At 35.8% G+C, this 22927-nt stretch carries 26 protein-coding genes; 15 read left to right on the forward strand and 11 right to left on the reverse strand.

Features of this window, described 5'->3' with window-relative positions; translation table 11 throughout:
- Positions 1-3 precede the first annotated feature (3 nt).
- From AC5SR4_RS06535 to mtgA, 7 genes are all read left to right on the forward strand, one after another.
- The gene (locus tag AC5SR4_RS06535) at positions 4-543 is read left to right on the forward strand and encodes a YceD family protein (RefSeq protein WP_495359165.1); all 540 of its coding nucleotides are present in this window, start codon (positions 4-6) and stop codon (positions 541-543) included.
- Between the two features lie 8 nt (positions 544-551).
- Positions 552-755: a 50S ribosomal protein L32 gene (rpmF, locus tag AC5SR4_RS06540; RefSeq protein WP_495358733.1), complete on the forward strand. Its 204-nt coding sequence runs from the start codon at positions 552-554 to the stop codon at positions 753-755.
- Positions 756-936: 181 nt separating this feature from the next.
- Entirely contained in the window at positions 937-1938 is a 1002-nt protein-coding gene (locus tag AC5SR4_RS06545) for a beta-ketoacyl-ACP synthase III (RefSeq protein WP_495358734.1), read from the forward strand.
- Positions 1939-1960: 22 nt separating this feature from the next.
- Entirely contained in the window at positions 1961-2443 is a 483-nt protein-coding gene (gene accB / locus AC5SR4_RS06550) for an acetyl-CoA carboxylase biotin carboxyl carrier protein (protein WP_495358735.1), read from the forward strand.
- A 78-nt stretch (positions 2444-2521) separates the two neighbouring features.
- Positions 2522-3877, forward strand: a complete 1356-nt coding sequence (accC, locus tag AC5SR4_RS06555; RefSeq protein ID WP_495358736.1) for an acetyl-CoA carboxylase biotin carboxylase subunit — start codon at positions 2522-2524, stop codon at positions 3875-3877.
- Between the two features lie 157 nt (positions 3878-4034).
- Positions 4035-5147, forward strand: coding sequence for an NAD(P)/FAD-dependent oxidoreductase (locus AC5SR4_RS06560; protein ID WP_495358737.1), 1113 nt, complete (start codon positions 4035-4037; stop codon positions 5145-5147).
- A 1-nt stretch (position 5148) separates the two neighbouring features.
- Entirely contained in the window at positions 5149-5832 is a 684-nt protein-coding gene (gene mtgA, locus AC5SR4_RS06565; protein ID WP_495358738.1) for a monofunctional biosynthetic peptidoglycan transglycosylase, read from the forward strand.
- Positions 5833-5842: 10 nt separating this feature from the next.
- Here the strand turns inward: mtgA and AC5SR4_RS06570 are convergent, their stop codons facing one another.
- From AC5SR4_RS06570 to AC5SR4_RS06595, 6 genes are all read right to left on the reverse strand, one after another.
- A complete protein-coding gene (locus AC5SR4_RS06570; protein ID WP_495358739.1) occupies positions 5843-6754 on the reverse strand; it encodes an ABC transporter ATP-binding protein in 912 nt (303 codons plus the stop codon).
- A gap of 24 nt (positions 6755-6778) precedes the next feature.
- The gene (locus AC5SR4_RS06575) at positions 6779-8839 is read right to left on the reverse strand and encodes a prolyl oligopeptidase family serine peptidase (RefSeq protein WP_495358740.1); all 2061 of its coding nucleotides are present in this window, start codon (positions 8837-8839) and stop codon (positions 6779-6781) included.
- Between the two features lie 104 nt (positions 8840-8943).
- Positions 8944-9933: an aspartate-semialdehyde dehydrogenase gene (locus AC5SR4_RS06580; RefSeq protein ID WP_495358741.1), complete on the reverse strand. Its 990-nt coding sequence runs from the start codon at positions 9931-9933 to the stop codon at positions 8944-8946.
- Positions 9934-10071: 138 nt separating this feature from the next.
- The gene (gene mscL, locus AC5SR4_RS06585) at positions 10072-10473 is read right to left on the reverse strand and encodes a large-conductance mechanosensitive channel protein MscL (protein ID WP_495358742.1); all 402 of its coding nucleotides are present in this window, start codon (positions 10471-10473) and stop codon (positions 10072-10074) included.
- A gap of 65 nt (positions 10474-10538) precedes the next feature.
- Entirely contained in the window at positions 10539-11645 is a 1107-nt protein-coding gene (gene alr / locus AC5SR4_RS06590; RefSeq protein ID WP_495358743.1) for an alanine racemase, read from the reverse strand.
- Positions 11638-12285 (reverse strand): thymidine kinase, encoded by a 648-nt coding sequence (locus tag AC5SR4_RS06595; RefSeq protein WP_495358744.1) that lies wholly within the window; start codon positions 12283-12285, stop codon positions 11638-11640. The genes alr and AC5SR4_RS06595 overlap by 8 nt, the downstream gene beginning before the upstream one ends.
- A gap of 105 nt (positions 12286-12390) precedes the next feature.
- On the opposite strand from AC5SR4_RS06595, the gene AC5SR4_RS06600 reads away from it, so the two are divergent.
- From AC5SR4_RS06600 to AC5SR4_RS06615, 4 genes are read left to right on the forward strand one after another with little or no spacing between them, the layout of a single operon-like run.
- On the forward strand, positions 12391-13134 hold the full coding sequence (locus AC5SR4_RS06600) for a DUF8457 domain-containing protein (RefSeq protein ID WP_495358745.1): 744 nt from the start codon (positions 12391-12393) through the stop codon (positions 13132-13134).
- A complete protein-coding gene (gene rsmI, locus AC5SR4_RS06605; RefSeq protein WP_495358746.1) occupies positions 13134-13808 on the forward strand; it encodes a 16S rRNA (cytidine(1402)-2'-O)-methyltransferase in 675 nt (224 codons plus the stop codon). The genes AC5SR4_RS06600 and rsmI overlap by 1 nt, the downstream gene beginning before the upstream one ends.
- A gap of 2 nt (positions 13809-13810) precedes the next feature.
- Complete coding sequence (locus AC5SR4_RS06610) at positions 13811-14155, forward strand: HopJ type III effector protein (protein WP_495358747.1); 345 nt, start codon at positions 13811-13813, stop codon at positions 14153-14155.
- 9 nt (positions 14156-14164) lie between these two features.
- A complete protein-coding gene (locus AC5SR4_RS06615; RefSeq protein WP_495358748.1) occupies positions 14165-14734 on the forward strand; it encodes a uracil-DNA glycosylase family protein in 570 nt (189 codons plus the stop codon).
- A 7-nt stretch (positions 14735-14741) separates the two neighbouring features.
- On the opposite strand, the gene AC5SR4_RS06620 is transcribed toward AC5SR4_RS06615, so the two are convergent.
- A complete protein-coding gene (locus AC5SR4_RS06620; protein ID WP_495358749.1) occupies positions 14742-15332 on the reverse strand; it encodes a carboxymuconolactone decarboxylase family protein in 591 nt (196 codons plus the stop codon).
- A 59-nt stretch (positions 15333-15391) separates the two neighbouring features.
- Here AC5SR4_RS06620 and AC5SR4_RS06625 point away from each other — a divergent pair, with 59 nt between their 5' ends.
- From AC5SR4_RS06625 to AC5SR4_RS06635, 3 genes are read left to right on the forward strand one after another with little or no spacing between them, the layout of a single operon-like run.
- On the forward strand, positions 15392-15814 hold the full coding sequence (locus tag AC5SR4_RS06625; protein WP_495358750.1) for an OsmC family protein: 423 nt from the start codon (positions 15392-15394) through the stop codon (positions 15812-15814).
- A 34-nt stretch (positions 15815-15848) separates the two neighbouring features.
- Positions 15849-17540, forward strand: a complete 1692-nt coding sequence (gene recJ, locus AC5SR4_RS06630) for a single-stranded-DNA-specific exonuclease RecJ (protein WP_495358751.1) — start codon at positions 15849-15851, stop codon at positions 17538-17540.
- Between the two features lie 3 nt (positions 17541-17543).
- Positions 17544-18812 (forward strand): MFS transporter, encoded by a 1269-nt coding sequence (locus tag AC5SR4_RS06635; protein WP_495358752.1) that lies wholly within the window; start codon positions 17544-17546, stop codon positions 18810-18812.
- On the opposite strand, the gene AC5SR4_RS06640 is transcribed toward AC5SR4_RS06635, so the two are convergent.
- Complete coding sequence (locus AC5SR4_RS06640; protein WP_495358753.1) at positions 18809-19561, reverse strand: UDP-2,3-diacylglucosamine diphosphatase; 753 nt, start codon at positions 19559-19561, stop codon at positions 18809-18811. The two genes, AC5SR4_RS06635 and AC5SR4_RS06640, sit on opposite strands and share 4 nt — an antisense overlap.
- A gap of 10 nt (positions 19562-19571) precedes the next feature.
- Positions 19572-20024, reverse strand: coding sequence for a 6-pyruvoyl trahydropterin synthase family protein (locus AC5SR4_RS06645; protein ID WP_495358754.1), 453 nt, complete (start codon positions 20022-20024; stop codon positions 19572-19574).
- 111 nt (positions 20025-20135) lie between these two features.
- Between AC5SR4_RS06645 and AC5SR4_RS06650 the strand changes: the two genes are divergently transcribed.
- A complete protein-coding gene (locus AC5SR4_RS06650) occupies positions 20136-20777 on the forward strand; it encodes a 2OG-Fe(II) oxygenase (protein WP_495358755.1) in 642 nt (213 codons plus the stop codon).
- A gap of 190 nt (positions 20778-20967) precedes the next feature.
- Here the strand turns inward: AC5SR4_RS06650 and AC5SR4_RS06655 are convergent, their stop codons facing one another.
- Positions 20968-22302: an MATE family efflux transporter gene (locus tag AC5SR4_RS06655; RefSeq protein ID WP_495358756.1), complete on the reverse strand. Its 1335-nt coding sequence runs from the start codon at positions 22300-22302 to the stop codon at positions 20968-20970.
- Complete coding sequence (locus AC5SR4_RS06660) at positions 22299-22799, reverse strand: GNAT family N-acetyltransferase (RefSeq protein WP_495358757.1); 501 nt, start codon at positions 22797-22799, stop codon at positions 22299-22301. Before AC5SR4_RS06660 ends, AC5SR4_RS06655 begins: the two co-directional genes overlap by 4 nt.
- Positions 22800-22927: the final 128 nt, after the last annotated feature.

The following is a 22927-nucleotide window of genomic DNA, read 5'->3' on the forward strand; positions in this document are numbered from 1 at the left end:
ATGATGAAGCCATTAAAAGAGTTTACAATCCCATTTGTAGGGCTAAAGTTAGGAAAACATCATTTTGAGCATAAAATTGAACAAGCGTTCTTTGAACATTTTGAGTATGAAGAGTTTAATGATGTAAATGTTGATGTAAATCTAGAATTAGATAAAAAAACAACATTACTGGAATTGCACTTTAAAATTTCAGGGTTTGTTAATGTTAATTGCGACTTAACAAACGAACCCTACAATCAGCCCTTAGAAAATGGGTTTGATTTGGTGGTTAAGTTTGGTGATGAATACAATGATGAATATGATGATATTCTCGTTGTTCCTCATGGTACTTATGAAATAAATGTACAGCAATATATATATGAGTTAATTGTACTAACTGTACCTATTAAGCGTATACACCCTGGAGTAAAAGATGGCACATTACAATCGGACATACTTGAGAAATTGGACGAATTAAGTCCTAAACATAAAGAAAAAAACAAAGCTGAGGACGAGATAGACCCTCGCTGGAATACATTAAAAAAACTATTAACGGATAAATAAATATAAAAATGGCACATCCTAAAAGAAAAATCTCAAAAACAAGAAGAGATAAAAGAAGAACCCATTACAAAGCAACTGCGCCACAGATTGCTACATGCCCAACTACAGGTGAAGCACACCTGTATCACAGAGCACACTGGCATGAAGGTAAGTTATATTACCGAGGTCAGGTTTTAATTGACAATTCGGAATCTGTAGAAAACATAGCATAATTTTTATGTAGGCATATGATAAAACGCTCACCTGTGAGCGTTTTTTTTATGATATGCTTTTTCCAAAAGAACAAAAACACGAAATTTACGTTATATTACACCAAATTTTAGTAGTTTTCACAAATTTTAGAGTGTTTTTGTTCAATTTTAATGATTTTTTGGTCAATTTAACTATAAAGTTATGAGTAAAATATCAGCGGCAATAACAGCTGTTGGCGCTTATGTGCCGGAATATGTATTAACCAACCAAATTCTTGAAACCATGGTTGATACGAATGATGAATGGATAACCTCTAGAACAGGCATTAAAGAGCGCCGAATTCTTAAAGAAGAAGGAAAAGGAACGTCTTACCTAGCCATAAAAGCGGCACAAGACCTTATTGATAAAAAAGGCATCAACCCAAAAGATATAGAACTTGTTATTGTAGCTACAGCAACTCCAGATATGAAAGCTGCCTCAACAGCTTCATATACAGCTTCGCAAATAGGTGCTACCAATGCATTTTCTTTTGATATGGATGCAGCATGCTCTAGCTTTTTATACGGCATGTCTGTTGCAGCTAGCTATATAGAATCTGGAAGATATAAAAATGTATTATTAATTGGGGCAGATAAAATGTCGTCTATCATCAACTATAAAGATAGAGCCACTTGTATTATTTTTGGAGATGGTGCTGGTGCTGTTTTGTTTGAACCCAACGAAGAAGGCCTTGGCCTGCAGGACGAATACCTAAGAAGCGATGGTACTGGCAGGGAGTTTTTACAAGCTACTTACGGGGGGTCTGCGTTTCCATTAACGCCCGAGGCTATGGAGCAAGGAGGGCAATATGCATTTCAAGAAGGAAGAACAGTATTTAAAAATGCTGTTTTTAACATGGCCGATGCAACAGTTAAAATTTTAGAACGAAATAATTTAACAAAAGAGAACGTTGATTGGTTAGTGGCACATCAAGCAAACAAACGTATTATTGATGCTACTGCGCAACGAATAGAATTGGAAGACGAAAAGGTAATGATAAACATACATAAATATGGAAACACCACCTCGGCCACACTACCATTACTATTAAACGATTATGAGTCTCAGCTTAAAAAAGGCGATAATTTAATTTTTGCTGCTTTTGGAGGCGGATTCAATTGGGGGTCTATTTATTTAAAATGGGCATATAATTCATTAAACTAACCATTAATTAACTAGCAAAATTATGGATATTAAAGAGATTCAAAACTTAATCAAGTTTGTAGCCAAATCTGGAGCAAGTGAGGTTAAATTAGAAATGGACGATATTAAAATCACCATTAAAACAGGATCGGAATCAGATTCAACAACCGTGCAGTATGCACCAATACCTCAGCAAATACCACAAATTCCAACGCCAGTAACAGAGGCCAAACCAGCTACCGAAGCAGCAGCTCCTGCAGCACCTGCGGCAAAAGAAGACTCAAAATACATAACCATTAAATCTCCAATTATAGGAACATTTTATAGAAAGCCAGCACCAGATAAACCTTTATTTGTAGAGGTTGGGCAAACTATAGCAGAGGGTGATGTGCTTTGTATTATTGAAGCCATGAAGCTTTTCAACGAAATAGAATCTGAAGTTTCAGGAAAGATAGTAAAAATATTAGTTGACGATTCATCTCCTGTAGAATTCGATCAGCCATTATTTTTGGTAGACCCTTCTTAATTTGAAGTTTAAAGTTTAAAGTTTAGCATATGAATCTCTAAACTTATAAACCTTATAAACTTATAAACTCAAAAAGATATGTTTAAAAAAATATTGATTGCCAATAGAGGAGAAATAGCACTCCGTGTTATAAGAACCTGTAAGGAAATGGGCATCAAAACCGTTGCTGTTTACTCAACAGCCGATGCAGAAAGCCTGCATGTAAAATTTGCTGATGAAGCTGTGTGTATAGGACCAGCACCAAGTAGTGAGTCCTATCTTAAAATGGCTAATGTTATAGCTGCAGCCGAAATCACCAATGCAGATGCCATTCATCCAGGCTATGGTTTTTTATCTGAGAATGCCAAATTTTCTAAAATTTGTGAAGAACACGGTATTAAGTTTATTGGTGCTTCACCTGAGATGATAGACAGAATGGGAGATAAGGCCAATGCTAAAGCCACTATGAAAGCTGCAGGCGTACCATGTGTTCCAGGTAGTGATGGTGTTATAAAAACGTTCGAGGAATGTGAAAAAATAGCCAAAGAAACCGGCTTTCCTGTAATGCTTAAAGCATCTGCTGGGGGCGGTGGAAAAGGCATGCGAGGCGTATTTAAACCTGAAGATTTAAAAGCGGCATGGGATTCGGCCAGACAAGAAAGTAAAGCTGCCTTTGGAAATGATGATATGTATATGGAAAAACTTATTGAAGAGCCAAGACATATTGAAATTCAAGTGGTTGGCGACTCAAATGGTAAGGCTTGTCATTTATCAGAACGAGATTGTTCTATACAACGCCGTCATCAAAAATTAACTGAAGAAGTGCCCTCTCCTTTTATGACCGATGAGTTAAGGGAAAAAATGGGGAAAGCAGCTGTTAAAGCAGCTAAATACATTAAGTATGAAGGTGCAGGAACGATTGAGTTTTTAGTAGATAAGCACCGCAATTTCTACTTTATGGAAATGAATACACGTATTCAGGTAGAACATCCTATTACAGAGCAAGTTATTGATTTCGATTTAATTCGTGAACAAATCCTTGTAGCGGCAGGTGTGCCGATCTCTGGAAAGAACTATTTGCCAAAATTGCACTCTATAGAATGTCGTATTAATGCGGAAGACCCATTTAATGGGTTTAGACCATCTCCCGGAACCATAACAACTTTACATGCTCCAGGCGGACACGGGGTGCGTTTAGACACACATGTATATGCTGGTTATACCATTCCACCAAACTACGACTCCATGATTGCGAAGTTAATTACAACTGCGCAAACCAGAGAGGAAGCTATTAATAAAATGAAACGCGCTTTAGACGAGTTTGTTATTGAAGGTATTAAAACCACAATTCCTTTTCACAGACAGCTTATGGATCACCCAGATTATTTAGCAGGTAATTATACTACTAAATTTATGGAAGATTTTGTTATGGAAAAGCAAGAAATTGAAGAATAAATTTAAGGCTCCGAATGTAACATTCGGAGCTTTTTTTATGCATTCTATTGTTATAACAAAACAAACTTAAATCTTCATTCTTGGTGCTAAATCATTATTTTTACCAATATTGGTGTTGACCAATAACCAATAATTAACCAAAAACTAACGGCCAATAGTGAAGCTTTCGTACTGGGAAATAACATCATGGCTTAGCAACATAGATTTTACTATTGTTGGTAGCGGTATAGTGGGCTTAAATTGCGCCCTACAACTAAAAGAAAATTATCCTAAAGCAAACATTATAGTATTAGAAAAAGGGGTATTGCCACAAGGAGCAAGTACAAAGAATGCAGGGTTTGCATGCTTTGGAAGCTTGAGTGAAATTATTGAGGATTTAAAAACACATACTGAAACCGAAGTCTTCCAACTTGTAAAAAAGCGGTTTGATGGTTTGCAGTTATTGCGACAAACACTGGGAGACAAAGTGACGGATTATCAAAACCATGGCGGTTATGAGCTGTTTTTAAACAACGATGATTTACTGGATGTTTGTCTTTCTAAAAAAGAATCTATCAATAAATTATTGAAACCATTGTTTAAAACACCTGTTTTCATTACAAAAGAAAACAGTTTTAAGTTTAACAATATTAAAGAGCAATATGTTTTCAATCCCTTTGAAGGACAGATCGATACGGGAAAAATGATGCTTGCGCTGCTTCAAAAAGCACAATCAAAAGGCATTAAAATATTAAATAATATAACGGTTAAATATTATTTAGAGGGCAATGATTTTGTTAAAGTTGAAACAGATGCTTTTGAGTTTTCAACATCTAAATTATTGATAGCAACCAACGGTTTTGCTTCACAATTAATTAAAGAAAATATAAAACCTGCACGTGCACAGGTTCTTATAACTACACCTATTAAGGGCTTACATATTAAAGGAACATTTCATTTAGACAAGGGCTACTATTATTTTAGAAATATAGATAACAGGATTTTATTAGGAGGTGGCAGAAATCTTGATTTTAAGGGTGAAGAAACAACTGAATTTGGTGAAACAGAACAGATTCAAGATACGTTAGAGCACCTATTAAAAACCACTATTTTGCCTCAGGTATCTTTTGAGGTTGATTATAGATGGAGTGGTATTATGGGGGTTGGTAACCAAAAAAGTACCATTGTTAAACAACTTTCAAATAACGTTTTTTGTGGGGTACGATTAGGAGGTATGGGTATTGCCATTGGTAGTTTGGTAGGTAAAGAATTAGCAGCATTAGTAGAATAATATGATAAAGAGATTCTTTAGGTTTTTATTTAAGTGTTTAATATGGTTTTTTATAGTAACCATAGCCTTGGTAGTTATATTTAAATGGGTGCCGGTACCCGTAACACCTTTAATGGTAATTAGATATTTTGAAAATAGAGATACAGCCCAAAGCAATTGGAAACATGATTGGGTTTCTATAGACAATATTTCGAAAAACCTACAATTAGCGGTTATTTGCAGTGAGGACCAAAATTTTCTTGATCACCATGGCTTTGATATGAAAGCAATTGAAAAAGCATATAAGAATAACCAAAAAGGGAGACGTATAAAAGGAGGTAGCACTATAAGCCAACAAACGGCCAAAAATGTTTTTCTTTGGCCGCAACGAAGTTGGCTACGTAAAGGTTTAGAAGCTTATTTTACATTTTTAATAGAGCTTATTTGGTCTAAAGAGCGTATCATGGAAGTGTATTTAAACAGTATAGAAATGGGGCGGGGTATTTATGGTGCTGAAGCAGCATCGCAGTATTGGTTTAAAAAACCGGCTTCTAGGTTAACATCTTATGAGTCAGCTGCCATAGCAGCCGTACTTCCCAGTCCGCTGCGATACCGAGCTAACCCAGCCTCTAGTTATATACAAGGTAGGAAGGAGTGGATTGTTAAACAAATGTCCTTTTTTGGGATCTTGAATTATAATAAATGAAATAAGTCTGCTATTTTGAATAGGAAAGGTAAACATGATGCCCCTTATTCAAAGCTTGTTGGTTGTGAAACCATACCGGTTTTCCATTCATAGACCCCTCTATTAAATAATAATGCCCCTTGTAATATGATTGTTTTATTGAGGCACACAAATGGGATTGGTCTACTAGTTTTAGTTGATGAGCATACACAAACGTATTGTCAATCTCGGTAAACTCACCGAAAAATGAAGCGATGCGTTTGTTCTTGGGGTGGTCATAAAGCTGCTTTGGGGTGCTGTTAGCAATAATTTGTGCATGATGCAATACAATCATACTATCTGAATATGAAATCACATCACCTTTATCATGTGTTGCAACAATACACGTTATTTGTTTTTCCTTAAGATATTTAAAAAGACTTCTACGTAGTGATTGTTTTTTAAAATTGTCAATATGGCTAAAGGGTTCATCCAATAAAATAACTTCGGGTTGTTTAGCAATAGCCCTGGCAATAGCAACACGTTGTTTTTGGCCGCCACTAAGTTCTTTAACTTTGGTATGGGCATAAGATGTTAATTCAACAACTTCTAAAAGTTCTTGGGTACGCTCCTGTTTTTCCTCTGGATAAAAATTAGATAGAAATGTACCAATATTTTCAGAAACTGAAGTAAAAGGCATTAAATCAAATTCTTGAGCCACATACTTCATAAATTTTGGACCAACAATCAAGTTGTGTTTAGGGCCCAAAATTTCGCTATCCTTCCAAAAAATATGTCCTTTATTTAAATCATAGGTTCCATAAAGTAATTTTAAAAGGGTACTTTTTCCAGAACCACTTTCACCTATAATAGACATATGCTCTCCTTGACCGACAGAAAATGAAATATTTTCTAAAATGAAATCTTTTTTATAAGCAAATGATAGGTTTTTAACTTGTAGCATAACACAAAAGTACTATTAATCTTCTTAATTAATTTGGTTTGGTAATGCCTTAAAACCCATATTGAATAGTGTAAAACTAAAAATATCTGCATATAACGCAATGGTTTTATTTACGGGTGTTCCGGCACCATGTCCAGCATTGGTTTCAATTCGTATTAAAATGGGGTTGGTACCTTTATGTTTTCGTTGTAGCTCGGCAGCAAACTTAAAACTATGTGCTGGGACCACACGATCATCATGGTCTCCAGTTGTTATTAATGTGGCGGGATATAAAACACCTTTTTCTATATTGTGGACGGGAGAATAGCCTTTAAGATATTCAAACATGTCTTTGCTTTGCTCAGCAGTTCCATAATCGTATGCCCAACCGGCTCCTGCTGTAAATGTATGGTATCTTAGCATATCTAAAACGCCAACAGCTGGCAAAGCTACTTTTGCTAGCTTAGGGCATTGTGTCATTACAGCACCTACCAATAAACCGCCGTTTGAACCACCCCGAATTGCTAAATACTTAGAAGAAGTGTAGTTGTTTTCAATTAAATATTTTGCAGCTGCAATAAAATCATCAAATACATTTTGTTTTTTCATTTGGATGCCGGCATCATGCCAAGCACGGCCATACTCACCACCACCACGCAAATTTGGCACAGCCAATATGCCACCCTGTTCCATCCAAACAATATTGGTTACACTAAAGGCTGGTGTTAAGCTTATATTGAATCCGCCATAACCATATAGCATGGTCGGATTGTTACCATGAAGTTTCAAGCCTTTTTTATGTGTAATCATCATGGGGATTTTAGTGCCATCTTTTGATTTGTAAAAGACTTGACGACTCTCATAGTCATCACTGTTAAATGCAATCTCAGGTTTCCAATATAAGGTTGTTTGCCCCGTTTTGGGATTAAATTTATAGATGCTAACAGGAGTGTTGTAATTGGTAAATGAATAGTATAAAAAAGGATCGTCCTTTTTACCTGAAAAGCCGCTGGCAGTGCCTAAACCATTTAATTCAATGTTCCTTATAAAAGTGCCATTAAAATCATATTGTTTTACTTTTGAAATAGCATCTACCATATATTCTGCAAATAAATAACCACTACCTGTTGTTGGATTTAGTACATGCTTGGTTTCAGGGATGATATCCACCCAATGTTCTGGTGTAGGATTGCGAGCATCTACATGTACAACTTTTTTATTAGGGGCATTTAGATTGGTAACTAGAAATAATGTACTACCTATATTATCTAGTATATAAGTGTCGCTATGGGTATGATCCAGAATGGTTATAATGTTGCTATTATTAATAGACAGGTCTTTTATATACAACTTGTTTCCTGAGGTAGAATCTCTAGGGGTAATGATTAAATACTTGTCATCTTCGGTAACAGTAGCATATATGTATCGATGTTTTTCTTTGGTAGTGCCTCCAAAAATAAGAAGGTCATCTTGTTGTTGTGTTCCCAGTTTATGGTAATAAACCTTATGCTGATCGGTCTTTGCCGATAAATTGCTGCCTTTGGGTTTGTTATAGCTGGAATAATAAAACCCTTCATTTTTATACCATGAAATAGCACCGAATTTTACATTTTTAATGATTTCTTGTTTAAAAATTACTTTAGTTTCGGTATCCATAACCATAATTTTACGCCAATCACTCCCTGCTTTAGAAATGGAATAGGCTAAAAGCTTTCCATTTTTTGAAAAACTTAAAGTACCTAATGACGTTGAGCCATCTTTTGAAAACGAATTGGGGTTTAAAAATACTTCAGGTTGTTTGCCCTCTAAAGCTCTGTAAATAACATCTTGATTTTGTAAGCCATCATTTTTTGAAAAATATGTATACTTTCCTTCGGTAAAAGGGGCACTTATTTTTTCATAATTCCATAGTTTTAACAATCTTTTTTTTAAATCATCTCTATAAGGAATACGCTCTAAAAAGTCAGATGTTGTTTTGTTTTGGGCTTTTATCCATGCTTTGGTTTCATTGCTTTTATCATCTTCTAACCATCTAAAGGGGTCCTTTACTTTAATGCCAAAATAGACATCAACAGCATCAACAGTTTTAGTTTTAGGATAATTCACAATAAAAATAGTCTCAGGTATAATTAATTAAATTCAAAAATAATTAAAAAAAGCTTCTGCAAATTATTGCAGAAGCTTAATGTTTAGTTATATAGTTGGCAAAGCTAAACCAAATGGTTTTCTACTAAATATTCTCCAATTTGAATAGCGTTTGTTGCGGCACCTTTACGTAAGTTATCGGCAACAATCCACATATTTAATGTATTGGGTTGTGTTTCGTCTCTTCTAAGCCTGCCTACAAACACTTCATCTTTATCATGTGCAAAAATTGGCATAGGATATGAATTGTTTGCTACATCATCCTGTAAAACAACTCCAGGGGTCTCACTTATAATTTGACGAACATCAGCTATATCAAAATCATTTTCAAATTCCACATTTACAGATTCACTGTGTCCGCCAGAAGTAGGTATACGAACTGCTGTGGCTGATACTGAAAATGTTTTATCATTAAATATTTTTTGAGGCTCTCGGGCCAATTTCATTTCTTCTTTGGTATAACCATTATCTAAAAACACATCGCAATGTGGCAATGCGTTTCTACCAATAGGATATGGGTATGCCATTTCACCTTCAATGCCTGCTATTTCATTTTCCAATTGTTTTACAGCTTTAACACCCGTACCTGAAACAGATTGATATGTTGACACTACAATACGCTTCATTTTATATTTTTTATGAAGCTGTGATAGGGCCAAAACCATTTGAATGGTTGAACAATTAGGATTTGCAATAATCTTATCCTCTTTTGTCAATTCATGAGCATTAATTTCTGGAACTACCAATTTTTTGGTTGGATCCATTCTCCAAGCAGAAGAATTATCTATAACAGTGGTTCCTGCTTCAGCAAATTTTGGTGCCCACTCTAATGAGGTATCCCCACCTGCAGAGAATATAGCTATATGGGGTTTTGCGGCCACGGCATCAGCCAATCCTATAACAGTATATGCTTTATTTTTATAAGTCAAGGTTTTCCCGACTGATCGTTCAGAGGCTACTACCAATAGCTCGGTAATAGGAAAATTTCGTTCTTCCAATACTTTTAGCATTACTTCGCCAACCATACCTGTGGCACCTACAACGGCTACTTTCATTTCACTTTAAGATTTAATAAAATTTGTGAGGCAAAACTAAGTATTAAATCTAAATTAAAAATGAAAAAAAGCCTTAGTTTCTTTAAAACCAAGGCTTTTTAACAACAAATAACACTATGTTATATATTTAACACATCGTTATTTTTTAAGTAAATCTCTAATTTCTGCTAATAATTCTTCTTGAGATGGCCCTTTTGGAGCCTCTGGAGCAGGCTCTTCTTTTTTCTTAGTTTTGTTTATGCCCTTAATAATCATGAACATTACAAAAGCTACAATTACAAAATCTATAACGTTGGTTATAAAACTACCATAAAGAACCGCAATTTCTCCAGTGATATTTCCAGCTTCATCAGCTACCCCGGGAGATATAACATATTTTAAATCATTAAAGTCTGAATTAAAAAGTAATCCAACTAAGGGTGAAACAATACCCCCAGTGAAAGATGTTACTACTTTATTAAAAGCAGCACCCATAACAAAAGCAACTGCAATGTCTACAAGGTTGCCCTTCATTGCAAAATCTTTAAACTCTTTTAACATGATAAATTAAATTTTTAGTTAGTGAACTACTAAAATAGTTAAAAAATTAACAAATGTTAATATTCTTATTTTAAAAATACACGCTTAACACGTTGAGAGATGCTAGTAATAAGCTCATATGAAATGGTATTAACTGTTTGGGCCAGATGCTCTGCAGTTTTATTAGGGCCAAAGATAATAACCTCATCCCCTTCATTACAATCTATATTGGTAACGTTTACCATTATCATGTCCATACAGACATTTCCAACAATGGGAGCTTTTTTATTATTGATTATCACATAGCCTTTCCCTTTTCCATATTGCCTCCCAATACCATCGGCATGACCTATGGGTAATGTGGCCGTTTTCATTAAAGCATCACTTTTATAACCTCTATTGTAACCAACAGATGCTCCTTTTTGTATGGTATGGATTTGAGAAATAATAGTTTTTAATGAGGCTATAGGTTTTAAATTCTTATTTTCTTTTTCAGAATTCCCAAAGCCATAAAGCCCAATACCACTCCGTACCATATCAAAATGGGCCTCAGGATAATTTAAAATACCTGAAGTATTACAAACATGTAGCATGGGTTGGTACCCTATGGCTTTACACAATTGTTTGGCAATAACATTAAAGTGCTTTATTTGGGATTTAGTAAAGTCCTTTTCATTTAAGTCTTCACTAGCAGCTAAATGTGAAAAGACAGACTTTACCTTAACAGTATTGGTTTTCTGCAATACTGATACAATGGATTCAATATCATTCTCTAAAAAACCCAATCTGTTCAATCCGGTGTTAAACTTTATGTGGATGGGATAGTCGGTTAGTTTTTTTTCAGAGGCTACTTCAATAAAATCGTTTAAAATGTTAAAGCTATATAAACTAGGCTCTAAACAATGGTCTATTAAAAGATTAAGACTCACTGCTTGAGGGTGAAGCACTAAAATAGGTGTGGCAATACCCGCTTTACGCAAGGCAACACCTTCACTAACATAGGCCACGGCAAAATAGTCTGTTCCTAATTCCTGCAAGTAATTAGCAATACGGCATGGGTCGCTTCCATAAGCATAGGCTTTAACTACAGCCAAAAACTTTGTGCCGTCTTTAAGGCGCGATTTTAAATGCTCATAGTTGTGCTTTAATGCCTTTAAATCGATTTCAAGTACGGTTTCTTGTGCTTTAGGCATTGGAGTTTTTAGATTTAGGGGTCACTTCTTCAGCATCGTTAACGTTCATGTTTCTAACTTTGTCGCGCATCATGGTTTTGTAATAGGCAGCTCTACTTAAAGGCTCATATTCATTAACTTCCCCCAAAAGAACCAAGTTATTACTGTTGGATTTTCTATAGCTATATTGGGCCAAGTTTCCTGTTCTGGTACAAACAGCATGTACTTTAGTAACATATTCAGCAGTAGCCATTAAAAAAGGCATAGGGCCAAAAGGGTTTCCCTTAAAATCCATGTCTAAACCCGCAACAATAACCCGAACACCTTTGTTTGCTAAATCGTTGCAAACACGTACTATTTCATCATCAAAAAACTGTGCCTCATCAATACCTACAACGTCGCAATCATCTGCCAGAATAGGAATATTTGCTGCAGCCGGAACTGGTGTTGAGCGAATTTCATTTGCATCGTGCGATACAACCATTTCCTCATTATAACGCGTATCAATAATGGGCTTAAAAATCTCTACTTTTTGCCTGGCAAATTGTGCACGTTTAAGCCGACGAATCAATTCTTCTGTTTTTCCAGAAAACATGGAACCACAGATAACTTCAATCCACCCAAATTGTTCTTTATGATTTACTGTATTTTCGAGAAACATTTCGTAATTTTAACACTAAAATAAAACGGTTTTTCGTTTGTATAAAGGTGGCGTAAATTTATTAAAAATCAAAAGCCTAAATCATATTAATTTAAAATTATGGCAATGAAAAAAAAGCTGGAATCTGATTTAGTGAGCATAGCACATAGGATCCTTAAATTAAAAGGAAAGGAAGATGTGATAAAAATGCATGCAGAAGTGTCTGTGCTTTTTGAAAAATTATCTGTACTAAAGTTTGTTCATGAAAATTTTGAAGATGACACTCCAACCATAGGTAGCGATTCCTCATTTTTTGGCATGTTAGATCAAGCGTTTAATAATAAAGTAAGTGATACTATAGAAGTTGAGGACAAAATATACATAAACTTAGACGAAAAAGAAGAAGATGAAATCATGGAACCTGCCATTGAAAAAATAAAAAACATGGTGGCCCATATGCCTATTGAAGAAAAAGAAGAGAAGCCTGTTGAAGAAGATCCTGCCCCAAAGCCTCAGTATCATAAAACAGATTTAGAAGATATTACAGCCGGTTTTAAAAACATGCCAGTCTTTGATCCAGTATCTAAACCACAAAACGGGGAGTTCAATAAGCAAAAATCTTTAAATGATAAATTAAAAAATGGCGGATTTAATATTGGATTGAATGACAAAATAGCGTTTATAAAACATTTGTTTGAAGGCAAGAATGAAGACTACGAACGTGTTATTTCACAACTAAACACATTTCATTCGTTAGACGAAGCCATGCATTTTATAAAAGATATTGTAAAGCCAGACTACAATAACTGGTTAGACAAGGATGAATTTGAAGAACGTTTTTTACAAATTATTGAAAGTAAGTTTAATTAATGAGCAAACTTTATATAGTACCTACACCCATAGGAAACTTAAAAGACATTACATTAAGGGCTATAGATGTTCTAAAAGAGGCCGATTTAATACTTGCTGAAGATACCCGTACATCTGGAAAATTACTCAAACATTTTGAAATTTCAACCCATATGCAATCGCATCATATGCACAATGAGCATAAAACGGTTGAAACCATTATTCAAAAAATAAAAAGTGGAACAACGGTAGCATTGATAAGCGATGCAGGTACGCCAGCCATTTCAGATCCAGGATTTTTATTAACCAGAGCATGTGTAGAAAACAATATAGAAGTAGATTGTTTGCCCGGAGCCACAGCTTTTGTTCCAGCACTGGTAAATTCAGGCTTACCCAATGATAAGTTTGTGTTTGAAGGGTTTTTACCTGTTAAAAAGGGCAGGCAAACAAGGTTGTTATTCCTAGCAGAAGAAGCCCGAACCATGATTTTTTATGAAAGTCCGCATAAACTTATAAAAACCCTAACCCATTTTTGTGAGTATTTTGGTGAAGACAGACAGTTATCAGTATCTAGAGAACTAACCAAGTTATACGAAGAAACCATTCGCGGTACCATTAAAGAAGTTTTAGAGTATTATACCAATAAGCCGCCTAAAGGCGAAATCGTTATTGTGGTTTCAGGAAAGAGCAAATAAAAATGATATTAAAGACATTTATAGATAAACTAAAGAGCACCCCTAATGCCATTGAGTTTTCTGAAACAATGAGCGTTATAGAATCTAATTATGAATTTACTCCCACGTCTTTTAAAAATGGTGAATTACAAAATGGTGCGGGTGAAAATTCTGGTTCGTGTAAATTATTTGCATTTGCCAAAATACAAGGATTTAGCAAAGAAGAAACCTTAGCATGTTTTGGGAAATTTTACTTTGATGAAGTACTAAAAGACCCGTATGGTACAGGCCACCAAAACATTAGAAATTTTATAAAAACAGGTTTTGATGGGTTGTCCTATGACGGTGAGCCATTACAACCTAAATGAGATACATGAATGGAATTCTTACTTAAAGAAATAAAAAATTGCACTTTATGTAAAGACCATTTACCATTAGGTCCACGGCCTGTGTTAACTGCAAACCCTAAAGCAAAAGTAGTTATCGTTGGTCAAGCGCCAGGCACTAAAGTCCATGCTTCAGGGATTCCTTGGGATGATGCAAGCGGTAAGCAGTTACGAACCTGGTTACAGGTAACTCCAGAAGACTTTTATGATGCCAGTAAATTTGCCATCATTCCTATGGGGTTTTGTTATCCCGGAAAAGGAAAATCGGGCGATTTGCCACCACGGCCAGAATGTGCTCCACAATGGCATGAGCCTTTATTTAATAATCTAAAGCATGTGGAGTTGGTTATTTTAATAGGTATGTATGCCCAAAGTTATTATTTAGGAAAAGAAGCTAAAAAAACACTAACCGAAACCGTAAGAAACTATAAGCACTATTTACCAAACTATTTGCCATTGCCCCATCCATCCCCCAGAAATCGCTTTTGGTTGGCCAAAAACCCTTGGTTTGAAGTTGAGGTGTTGCCCGAATTAAGAAAGCAAATAAATGAACTATTTTAAAGGTCTTTTAAACATGTTTACCTTTTTCCCAGCCATGTTTTCCCAAATATTGCTCACCACTTTCCACAGCACCAGTTTCTAGGGTGGTTCCCATACTATCATTCCACCTATTTAGGTAACCAAACAAGGAAATTACCCCCAGCATTTCTACAATTTCACCTTCATTCCAATATTCATATAAACGGGCCTTAATAGTCTCATTAACCCCATTGGGAATTTGCGATGCCGCTAGGCTAAAATCCAGAGCAGCACGTTCAGCTTCACTAAAAGCAGGATGGGTTTGGTAGTCCCAAATATTATCCAATTGCGCTTGTTCAGCACCATACCTTTCAGCTGCACGAATAGCATGTGCTTGGCAATATCTACAACCTGTAGCATTACTGCTCACCCAGGCAATCATACGTTTTAAGGCAGACGTAACACGGCCTTCATTAGCCATAACCGCTTTGTTTAAATTAATAAAAGCTTTGCTAATAGCAGGACGATGTTGCATGGTAAGTACCGAGTTTGGGCAAAATCCCAAAGTTTCATTGAAGAATTCGGCAAGAGCTTTGGTTTCTAAATCATGATTGGAAGATAAAGGTGAAACTAAAGGCATAAATTTATTTTTTAGTAGTATTTTTGATGTATACAAGAAACAAAAAATTATTTATAAAAATGGCACACCATATAACAACAACTTGGTTGGGAAATATGAAGTTTGAAAGCACTAACATATCTGGGCATAATTTATTTATAGAGGCAGGTCCCGATAGTGGTGGAAAAGGAGAAGGCTATAGGCCTAAGGCCCTTATGTTGTCATCCTTAGCAGGCTGTTCTGGCTTAGATATCGCTTCACTTATAAAAAAGATGAAGTTAGAGGTCGATGATTTTAAGATAGATATAGATGCCGAACTTACGGACGAACACCCTAAATATTATCATAAAGTAGCGGTACACTTTCATTTTTATGGCAATAACCTAAACGAAAATAAGCTTCAAAAGGCTGTAGATTTGTCCGTTGAAAAATATTGCGGTGTTATGGAAATGTTTCGTCAGTTTGCCCAAGTGACTGTAGAGACCCATTTTCACAAAAAATAAAGCACCCATTTCTTAAATATAAAGCCAGAGGATATTGCGTTGGACAATAAAACCAAAACCAGAAGCTAATAAATTGACATCGCTTCAGGCGTCACTTCAAGTCGATAATGTAACGGCTACCTTGTTGTTGCAACGAGGTATAGAAACTTATGAAGACGCTAAAGCTTTTTTCAGACCAAGTTTAAACGATTTGCACGATCCTTATTTAATGAAGGATATGGATAAGGCTGTGGCGAGGATTGAAAAGGCTATTGCCAATCAAGAAAACATTTTGGTATATGGCGATTATGATGTAGATGGTACTACATCGGTAGCCTTAATGGCATCTTACTTAAAAACAAAGCACCCAAAAGTTTATACATATATTCCTGACAGGTATGAAGAAGGGTATGGTGTTTCGTATAAAGGCATCAACTTTGCGCTGGAAAATGATTTCACACTTATTATAGCGTTAGATTGTGGCATTAAGGCCATCGAAAAGGTAGCATTTGCTAAAGCCCAAGGCATCGATTTTATTATATGCGATCACCACAGGCCCTCAGAAAAAGTGCCTGAAGCTGTAGCTATATTAGATCCCAAACAAGTCGATTGTAACTATCCATATAAAGAATTATGTGGTTGTGGTGTTGGCTTTAAGTTGGTTCAGGCTTTGGCAAAAAACGATGGAAAGACCATTGCTGATTTAATGGAATATCTAGATTTAGTAGCGACAGCTATTGGAGCTGATATTGTTCCCATAGACGGAGAAAATAGGATATTGGCATATTACGGATTGCAAGTTGTAAATTCAAATCCCAGGCCGGGTATTAAAGCGATATTGAGTGAGGTTGAAAAAACAGTATTGACCATAACCGATGTGGTATTTATCATTGCACCACGCATTAATGCCGCTGGACGTATGAGACATGGAAATTTTGCCGTTAACTTGCTCATGGAACAAGATGCGGGTAAGGCCATCAAACAGGCTTCAGAAATCAATAGTTACAATTTAGATCGTCGGGAAGCTGATAAGCAAATTACCGAAGAAGCGTTACAACAAATTATAGACTTGAACGAACAAGAGCGATTTAGTACTGTGGTTTATCATGAAAGTTGGCACAAAGGCGTGATAGGTATTGTAGCATCGCGATTAACCGACACCTATTACCGCCCCACTTTGGTTTTCACAAAAAGTGGTGATAAATTAGCTGCATCGGCACGGTCAGTTACTGGTTTTGATGTGTACAACGCTTTAGAAGCCTGTAGTGAACATATTGAGCAATTTGGGGGACATAAATATGCTGCAGGGTTAACCCTTAAGGAAGCTAACTACCAAGCATTTAAACAAGCTTTTGAGGATGAGGTTTCAAAAACCATTGACAGGAACTTACTGACTCCAGAAATTAAGGTAGATGCAAAAATCGATTTAAACGACATTACACCCAAATTCTATCGGATTTTAAAACAGTTTGCACCATTTGGGCCTAGTAATATGACCCCAGTATTTATGACCGATAATTTATTGGATACAGGTTATGGCAAATGTGTTGGAGCCGATGAGACGCATTTAAGAATAACCGTTTCCCAGCCACAATCCAATAGGTTTGCAGCCATAGGTTTTGGTCTGGGAGATAAACTAGATATTATTAATAGTAAGCAACCTTTTAAGGCCGTTTACTCTATTGATGAAAATGAGTGGCAAGGTAACGTGTCCTTACAGCTTAAACTAAAGGATATTAAATTATAAAATATGGCAAAGACAGATCCGTATGCCGCGTTGCGTTTTAGAGAGTTCAATATTTTTTTATTGGTGCGTTTTGTATTGGTATTTGGTTGGTCTATGCAGTTTATTGTTATAGAATGGCAGGTATATAGTTTAACCAAGGATCCTTTATCATTAGGTATTATAGGTCTTATGGAGATTATCCCTGCTTTTACCATGGCATTGTTTGCCGGACATATTGTAGACCAAAAAGAAAAGCGAAACCTATTGGCCATGTGTATTGCAGCGTTTTCGTTAATCAGTTTAGGGTTGTTTTTGCTCACATGGCCCTTGATTGTTGAAGATTGGTCTACAAAAACAATTCTTTACAGTATCTATGCCTTGGTATTTTTTGGAGGGTTTTTGCGGTCTTTTTTTGGACCTACCATATTTTCGTTAGTGGCTTTAATTGTGCCTAAAAAAGCATACCCCAATGCTGCTACATGGAACAGCTCTACTTGGCAAATGGCATCAGTTTTAGGGCCAGCCTTTGGGGGCTTTGCCATTAGTTGGCTTGGTGTACACTGGTCACTGTGCATTATTTTCGGGCTGGTGCTTTTATCATTGTTTATATTGTTGCAAATAAAACGTAAGCCCATTTTAAACCCTAAAATTGGCGAACCTGTTATAGAGAGCTTAAAAGAAGGTGTACGGTTTGTTTTTAAAACCAAAGCCATTTTAGGAGCTATGACTTTGGATATGATAGCCGTTTTATTTGGAGGTGCCATTGCACTATTACCTATTTTTGCACAAGACATTTTAAAAGTAGGCAGTGAAGGTTTTGGGGTGTTAAGAGCAGCACCGGCCGTGGGGGCTTTTTTAACCATGCTGGTTACGGCCTATATTCCTATTAGTAGAAATGCAGGCATGAAATTATTGGCAGCTGTATTTGGCTTTGGGATTTGTATAATTGTATTTGGTTTGTCCTCGGTATTTTGGGTATCGGTTATCGCACTGTTTTTTAGTGGGATGACCGATGGCGTATCAATGGTTATTCGGCAAACCATTTTACAGCTTAAAACACCCGATAATATGCGTGGGCGAGTATCATCTGTAAACTCTATGTTTGTTGGGTCTTCTAACGAGTTAGGAGCTTTTGAAAGCGGTTTAACTGCTAAACTTATGGGTACTGTAACTGCTGTGGTTTTTGGAGGTACTATGACATTGATAACGGTTGTTACCACAGGATTGGTATCGCCTTCGTTTAGAAAATTAGATTTGACCAAGGATTTGCAAGCGCACGAGCAAGCAGATTAAAACGTCTTTAATTCAAACGTATCGCCATCAAAAACACCATAGGTATAATAGCTTATCCAATCGCCCAGGTTTATATATTTAGCCGTATTGTTTAGAGAAATTTCCAATGGCAAATGGCGGTGGCCAAAAATAAAATAATCACGATGTTGTTCTTTTAGCTTTTTTTTAGAATATTGCACTAACCATTCATTGGCTTCTCCAAGGAACTTGATATCCTCATCCCCAGAAATCAATTTGTTTTTAACCGAAAGGTATTGTGCTAAACGAATGCCTATATCTGGATGTAGCCATCTAAATAGCCATTTAGAAAAGGGGTTGGTAAATACCTTTTTCATACGCTTATAACCTTTGTCACCAGGCCCTAAACCATCACCATGACCAATAAAAAAGGTTTTATTGTTAAATGTGAATTCTTTGGGTTGGTGATACACAGGAATGTTCAACTCATCTTCAAAATACCCATTCATCCATAAATCATGGTTACCAACAAAAAAGTGAATAGCAATACCAGCATCCGATAGTTCTGCAAGTTTTCCCAGAGTTCGCGTAAAACCTTTAGGGACAACGGTTTTATATTCAAACCAAAAGTCAAACAAATCACCAAGTAAAAATATGGCAGCAGCATCGTGCTTAACACTGTCCAACCAAGCCACAAACTTTTTTTCACGTGGTACAGAAGCTTTATATGTAGGTGCTCCAAGATGATTGTCGGACGCGAAATATATTTTTTTCCCTTTTGGAATTTGCATGTTATAAAATCTAAATATTATCATAATCGAACCACTCTGCAAACGAGCTGTCCGTTTCTTGAAGTTTTAAAGAATGAAGCGAAATGTGTTCAGGCAATCGTTTTTTTATCTTTTTGGCAAAATCAATCACCATCATTTCACTAGTGGGTTGATAGTCTACCAAAAGTACGTTATGCCCTCTACTTTCAAGCTCTTTAGCAAGATCTACATGGGGTGTGTTTTTATTAAAAACCGTGGCGTGATCAAACACATTAACAATTTCTTCCTTCACTATTTTCTTTAAGTCACTAAAATCTATTACCATACCATACTTTACGTTGGAGGTGTTTGAAATAGGTTTTCCAATCACCGTTACCGAAAGCTTATAGCTATGGCCGTGTACATTTTTACACTTACCGTCATAGCCATATAAGGCATGGCCAGTTTCAAAAGAAAATAGTTTTGTAATGCGAATAAAGCTCATGAAAGTAAAATTTATAGTGCAAAGATATTGATTTTGTAAAAGCAAAGCGTTTTTACATTACATTTGCGCACTTTTATTCATAGTGGACTAAAGGTTTTATTGTAAAAGCTTATGAATCATCTCTTTGAAGCTATTGATTTTGTTGAGAATCCGCTTTACGAACAGATTATTTCTGATATTGCAAAACAACAATTTAGTATTGTAGAAAACTTCTTTTCACAAGACGAAGTGGTGCTGTTAAGGCAATCGCTTATTGAAAAACATGAAGAAGACACCTTTAAAAAGGCAGCCATAGGAAACAGGGTAAATGAAACCATTGTTAAATCGATTCGTGGCGACATGATTTTGTGGATTGATGAAACTAAAGCAAATGCCTATGAGAAGTGCTTTTTTAACAAGATAAATGATTTGGTGGACTATTTAAATAGGACTTGTTTTTTGGGCATTTTACAAAAAGAATTCCATTATGCTATTTACCCCAAGAACACTTTTTACAAGAGGCATGTAGATACTTTTCAAAATGACGACCGACGTAAATTGTCGTTTGTATGTTATTTAAACGAAGATGGTTGGCTGCCCGAATATGGTGGCGAGTTGGTATTGTATTTTAATGAAAATGGCAACGAAGTAGAGAAAGTGATTTACCCGTTCCCCGGGCGTGTGGTTATTTTTGAAAGCCAAATGATAGAGCACGAAGTAAAACCGGTTTGTACAGAACGGTTAAGCATTACGGGCTGGTTAAAAACAAGATAGGAACACACTTTGTCCTTTTTCAGTGCTGCAGAGCCATTTTTTTGGGTATACCTATTTCCTTTAGCGTTTTTTATTTCTATTAACCAGGTAAACGATTATTAAAATAATTGCTAATACTAAAAATAGACCATTTCCACTTAAAAAAGACATGATATCCATAAGTTATTTTAGTTTTGTTAATGCTTTAAAATTACATGTTTTGTGCTAAAGGATAAAATTGTTTTCTAAATATAATGATTAAGGGCAACCCCCTGGCCATAATCCAAAAAGTAAATGCTATAAAAATGCCGTACAATTTATAGTCCATACTGTCCAGCCAAAAGAGCATGGGGATAAAAACCGCAAAGGTTGAAAATAACAGTACATTTCTTAAAGGTTTCATTTTGCCCAATCCCTTAAAAACCCCATCAAAAATAAAGGCCAAAGCACCTAATGGTTGCATAAAGAGCACAATCCAAAAAGTATCGTAAAAAAGAGCTAATACCTCGGGATCATTAGAAAATATCTGCCCTAAAGGGTAATAAAATAGAGCGCCTATAACGCCTAAAACAATACCAATGCTAATACCATATTTAATTAACTTATTGCTTAGTGTAATTAGGGTGTTATATTCTTTGCTACCCAATAATTTACCAGATAAAATATTACCGGCACTGGCGTAGCCATCAATAAAAAACGCAGTAAAAAACCATAAGTTTATACCTATGGTGTAAGCAGCAATATAAGCAGCGCCATATCCCGTGGCAAAACGGGTGGCAAAATAAAGTGTAGCGTTAAGGGCCAATGTTCTCACAAATAAATTGAGAATCATAATAATAAATCTATTAATTTCCTTGTTTAAAGGAAAGCTCACTCGTAATGGAATAGCTGTTTTCTTAAGCAAATAATAGGCCGATAAAAATGCCATAACACATTGTGCTGCTAAACTGGCGTAGGCAGCACCTTCAATATTCATGGCCAGAATATAGCCTTCAATGCCAAACACAAGAACCACATCCAAAATAATGTTTATTAATGCCCCAACAATAGCTATAATCATGGGGTAGTAGGTGTTTTGTAAACCTCTAAAAGTTCCAAAAACAGCTATGGTAAATAAGGTAAACGGAAATCCAAATACCCTAATTTTATAATAAACGGAACTGTATTCTAAAATTAAGTTTGAGGCATTATAAAGCTTAAAAATACTTTTGGTAAATGGGTAGGTACTTACTATTATTAGAACACTTAGCGAAGTTATGATAAATATAGCCTGTGCAGGCAGATTTTTTATCTTTTCAACATTATTGGCCCCTACATATTGCGATACAATAGACGATATGGCACTTCGGGTTTGCCCCAGTACCCAAATAAGCATAGAAATAAAAGTTCCCACAATACCTACAGCAGCTAACGATTCGGTGGCATTAACAGGTATGTTGCCCACTATGGCCGTATCGGTAATGGATAGAATGGGTTCTGCTATACCGGCAATTAAAGCAGGTATGGCCAGTTTGTTTATATGTTTTAAGCTAATGTTTGTGCTCATAATACGAGTTCGAAGCAATAAAAGGGATATTTGCTTTGTTTAGGAAAATAAATAGCCTCTAGTTTTTTATAGCCGCGAAGTTCGTAAAAATTTAAATTTTTTGGGTTCTGCGAAAACGTGTCTAATCTTATAGAACTATAACCATTTTTTATAGCATGGCTTTCTGCGTACAGCATAAGCTGTTTGGCATATCCCTTGTTTTGGTAGTCTGGATGAACAGCCAAGCGGTGTATATATAGATTGTTTTTATTAGGGGTAAGCCATGTTACAGGTTTGTAAATCTCGTCCATAAAAGTTGAAATAGTAACACAACCAATCACAGTGGTTTCAAGTTCCAAAACAAATAACTCACCCCGTTCCATATCATTTATAAAAGCATTTTTATTAGGGTAATGCTCATTCCATTGATGTATGTTTTTATCAATCATATGGTTGGCACATGCTCTTGTTATTTGCAAGACCTTGTCGATATCTGCAGTAATAGCTTTTCGAATCATTTACTAGGTTTGTATAGAGGTCAAATTTATTATAAAAATAGGTATCTAACTTTACTGATAAATGTAAAAAAAGTGTAATTTTGGAAAAATTTTTAAGTCCAGTGCTATTAAGGTATTGGGCAAATTAA

This window comes from Aestuariibaculum scopimerae (genome assembly GCF_059428085.1).

Coding starts and splice junctions, on each gene's coding strand:
- AC5SR4_RS06580 (WP_495358741.1), bottom strand. CDS start 9,933: ATGAAAGTAGCCGTTGTAGGTGCCACAGGTATGGTTGGCGAAGTAATG.
- AC5SR4_RS06595 (WP_495358744.1), bottom strand. CDS start 12,285: ATGTTTCTCGAAAATACAGTAAATCATAAAGAACAATTTGGGTGGATT.
- AC5SR4_RS06640 (WP_495358753.1), bottom strand. CDS start 19,561: ATGCAAATTCCAAAAGGGAAAAAAATATATTTCGCGTCCGACAATCAT.
- mtgA (WP_495358738.1), top strand. CDS start 5,149: ATGATAAAGAGATTCTTTAGGTTTTTATTTAAGTGTTTAATATGGTTT.
- AC5SR4_RS06600 (WP_495358745.1), top strand. CDS start 12,391: ATGAAAAAAAAGCTGGAATCTGATTTAGTGAGCATAGCACATAGGATC.
- rsmI (WP_495358746.1), top strand. CDS start 13,134: ATGAGCAAACTTTATATAGTACCTACACCCATAGGAAACTTAAAAGAC.
- AC5SR4_RS06615 (WP_495358748.1), top strand. CDS start 14,165: ATGGAATTCTTACTTAAAGAAATAAAAAATTGCACTTTATGTAAAGAC.
- AC5SR4_RS06650 (WP_495358755.1), top strand. CDS start 20,136: ATGAATCATCTCTTTGAAGCTATTGATTTTGTTGAGAATCCGCTTTAC.
- AC5SR4_RS06545 (WP_495358734.1), top strand. CDS start 937: ATGAGTAAAATATCAGCGGCAATAACAGCTGTTGGCGCTTATGTGCCG.
- accC (WP_495358736.1), top strand. CDS start 2,522: ATGTTTAAAAAAATATTGATTGCCAATAGAGGAGAAATAGCACTCCGT.
- AC5SR4_RS06625 (WP_495358750.1), top strand. CDS start 15,392: ATGGCACACCATATAACAACAACTTGGTTGGGAAATATGAAGTTTGAA.
- AC5SR4_RS06535 (WP_495359165.1), top strand. CDS start 4: ATGAAGCCATTAAAAGAGTTTACAATCCCATTTGTAGGGCTAAAGTTA.
- AC5SR4_RS06655 (WP_495358756.1), bottom strand. CDS start 22,302: ATGAGCACAAACATTAGCTTAAAACATATAAACAAACTGGCCATACCT.
- accB (WP_495358735.1), top strand. CDS start 1,961: ATGGATATTAAAGAGATTCAAAACTTAATCAAGTTTGTAGCCAAATCT.
- AC5SR4_RS06610 (WP_495358747.1), top strand. CDS start 13,811: ATGATATTAAAGACATTTATAGATAAACTAAAGAGCACCCCTAATGCC.
- AC5SR4_RS06620 (WP_495358749.1), bottom strand. CDS start 15,332: ATGCCTTTAGTTTCACCTTTATCTTCCAATCATGATTTAGAAACCAAA.
- AC5SR4_RS06660 (WP_495358757.1), bottom strand. CDS start 22,799: ATGATTCGAAAAGCTATTACTGCAGATATCGACAAGGTCTTGCAAATA.
- alr (WP_495358743.1), bottom strand. CDS start 11,645: ATGCCTAAAGCACAAGAAACCGTACTTGAAATCGATTTAAAGGCATTA.
- rpmF (WP_495358733.1), top strand. CDS start 552: ATGGCACATCCTAAAAGAAAAATCTCAAAAACAAGAAGAGATAAAAGA.
- mscL (WP_495358742.1), bottom strand. CDS start 10,473: ATGTTAAAAGAGTTTAAAGATTTTGCAATGAAGGGCAACCTTGTAGAC.
- AC5SR4_RS06570 (WP_495358739.1), bottom strand. CDS start 6,754: ATGCTACAAGTTAAAAACCTATCATTTGCTTATAAAAAAGATTTCATT.
- AC5SR4_RS06635 (WP_495358752.1), top strand. CDS start 17,544: ATGGCAAAGACAGATCCGTATGCCGCGTTGCGTTTTAGAGAGTTCAAT.
- AC5SR4_RS06645 (WP_495358754.1), bottom strand. CDS start 20,024: ATGAGCTTTATTCGCATTACAAAACTATTTTCTTTTGAAACTGGCCAT.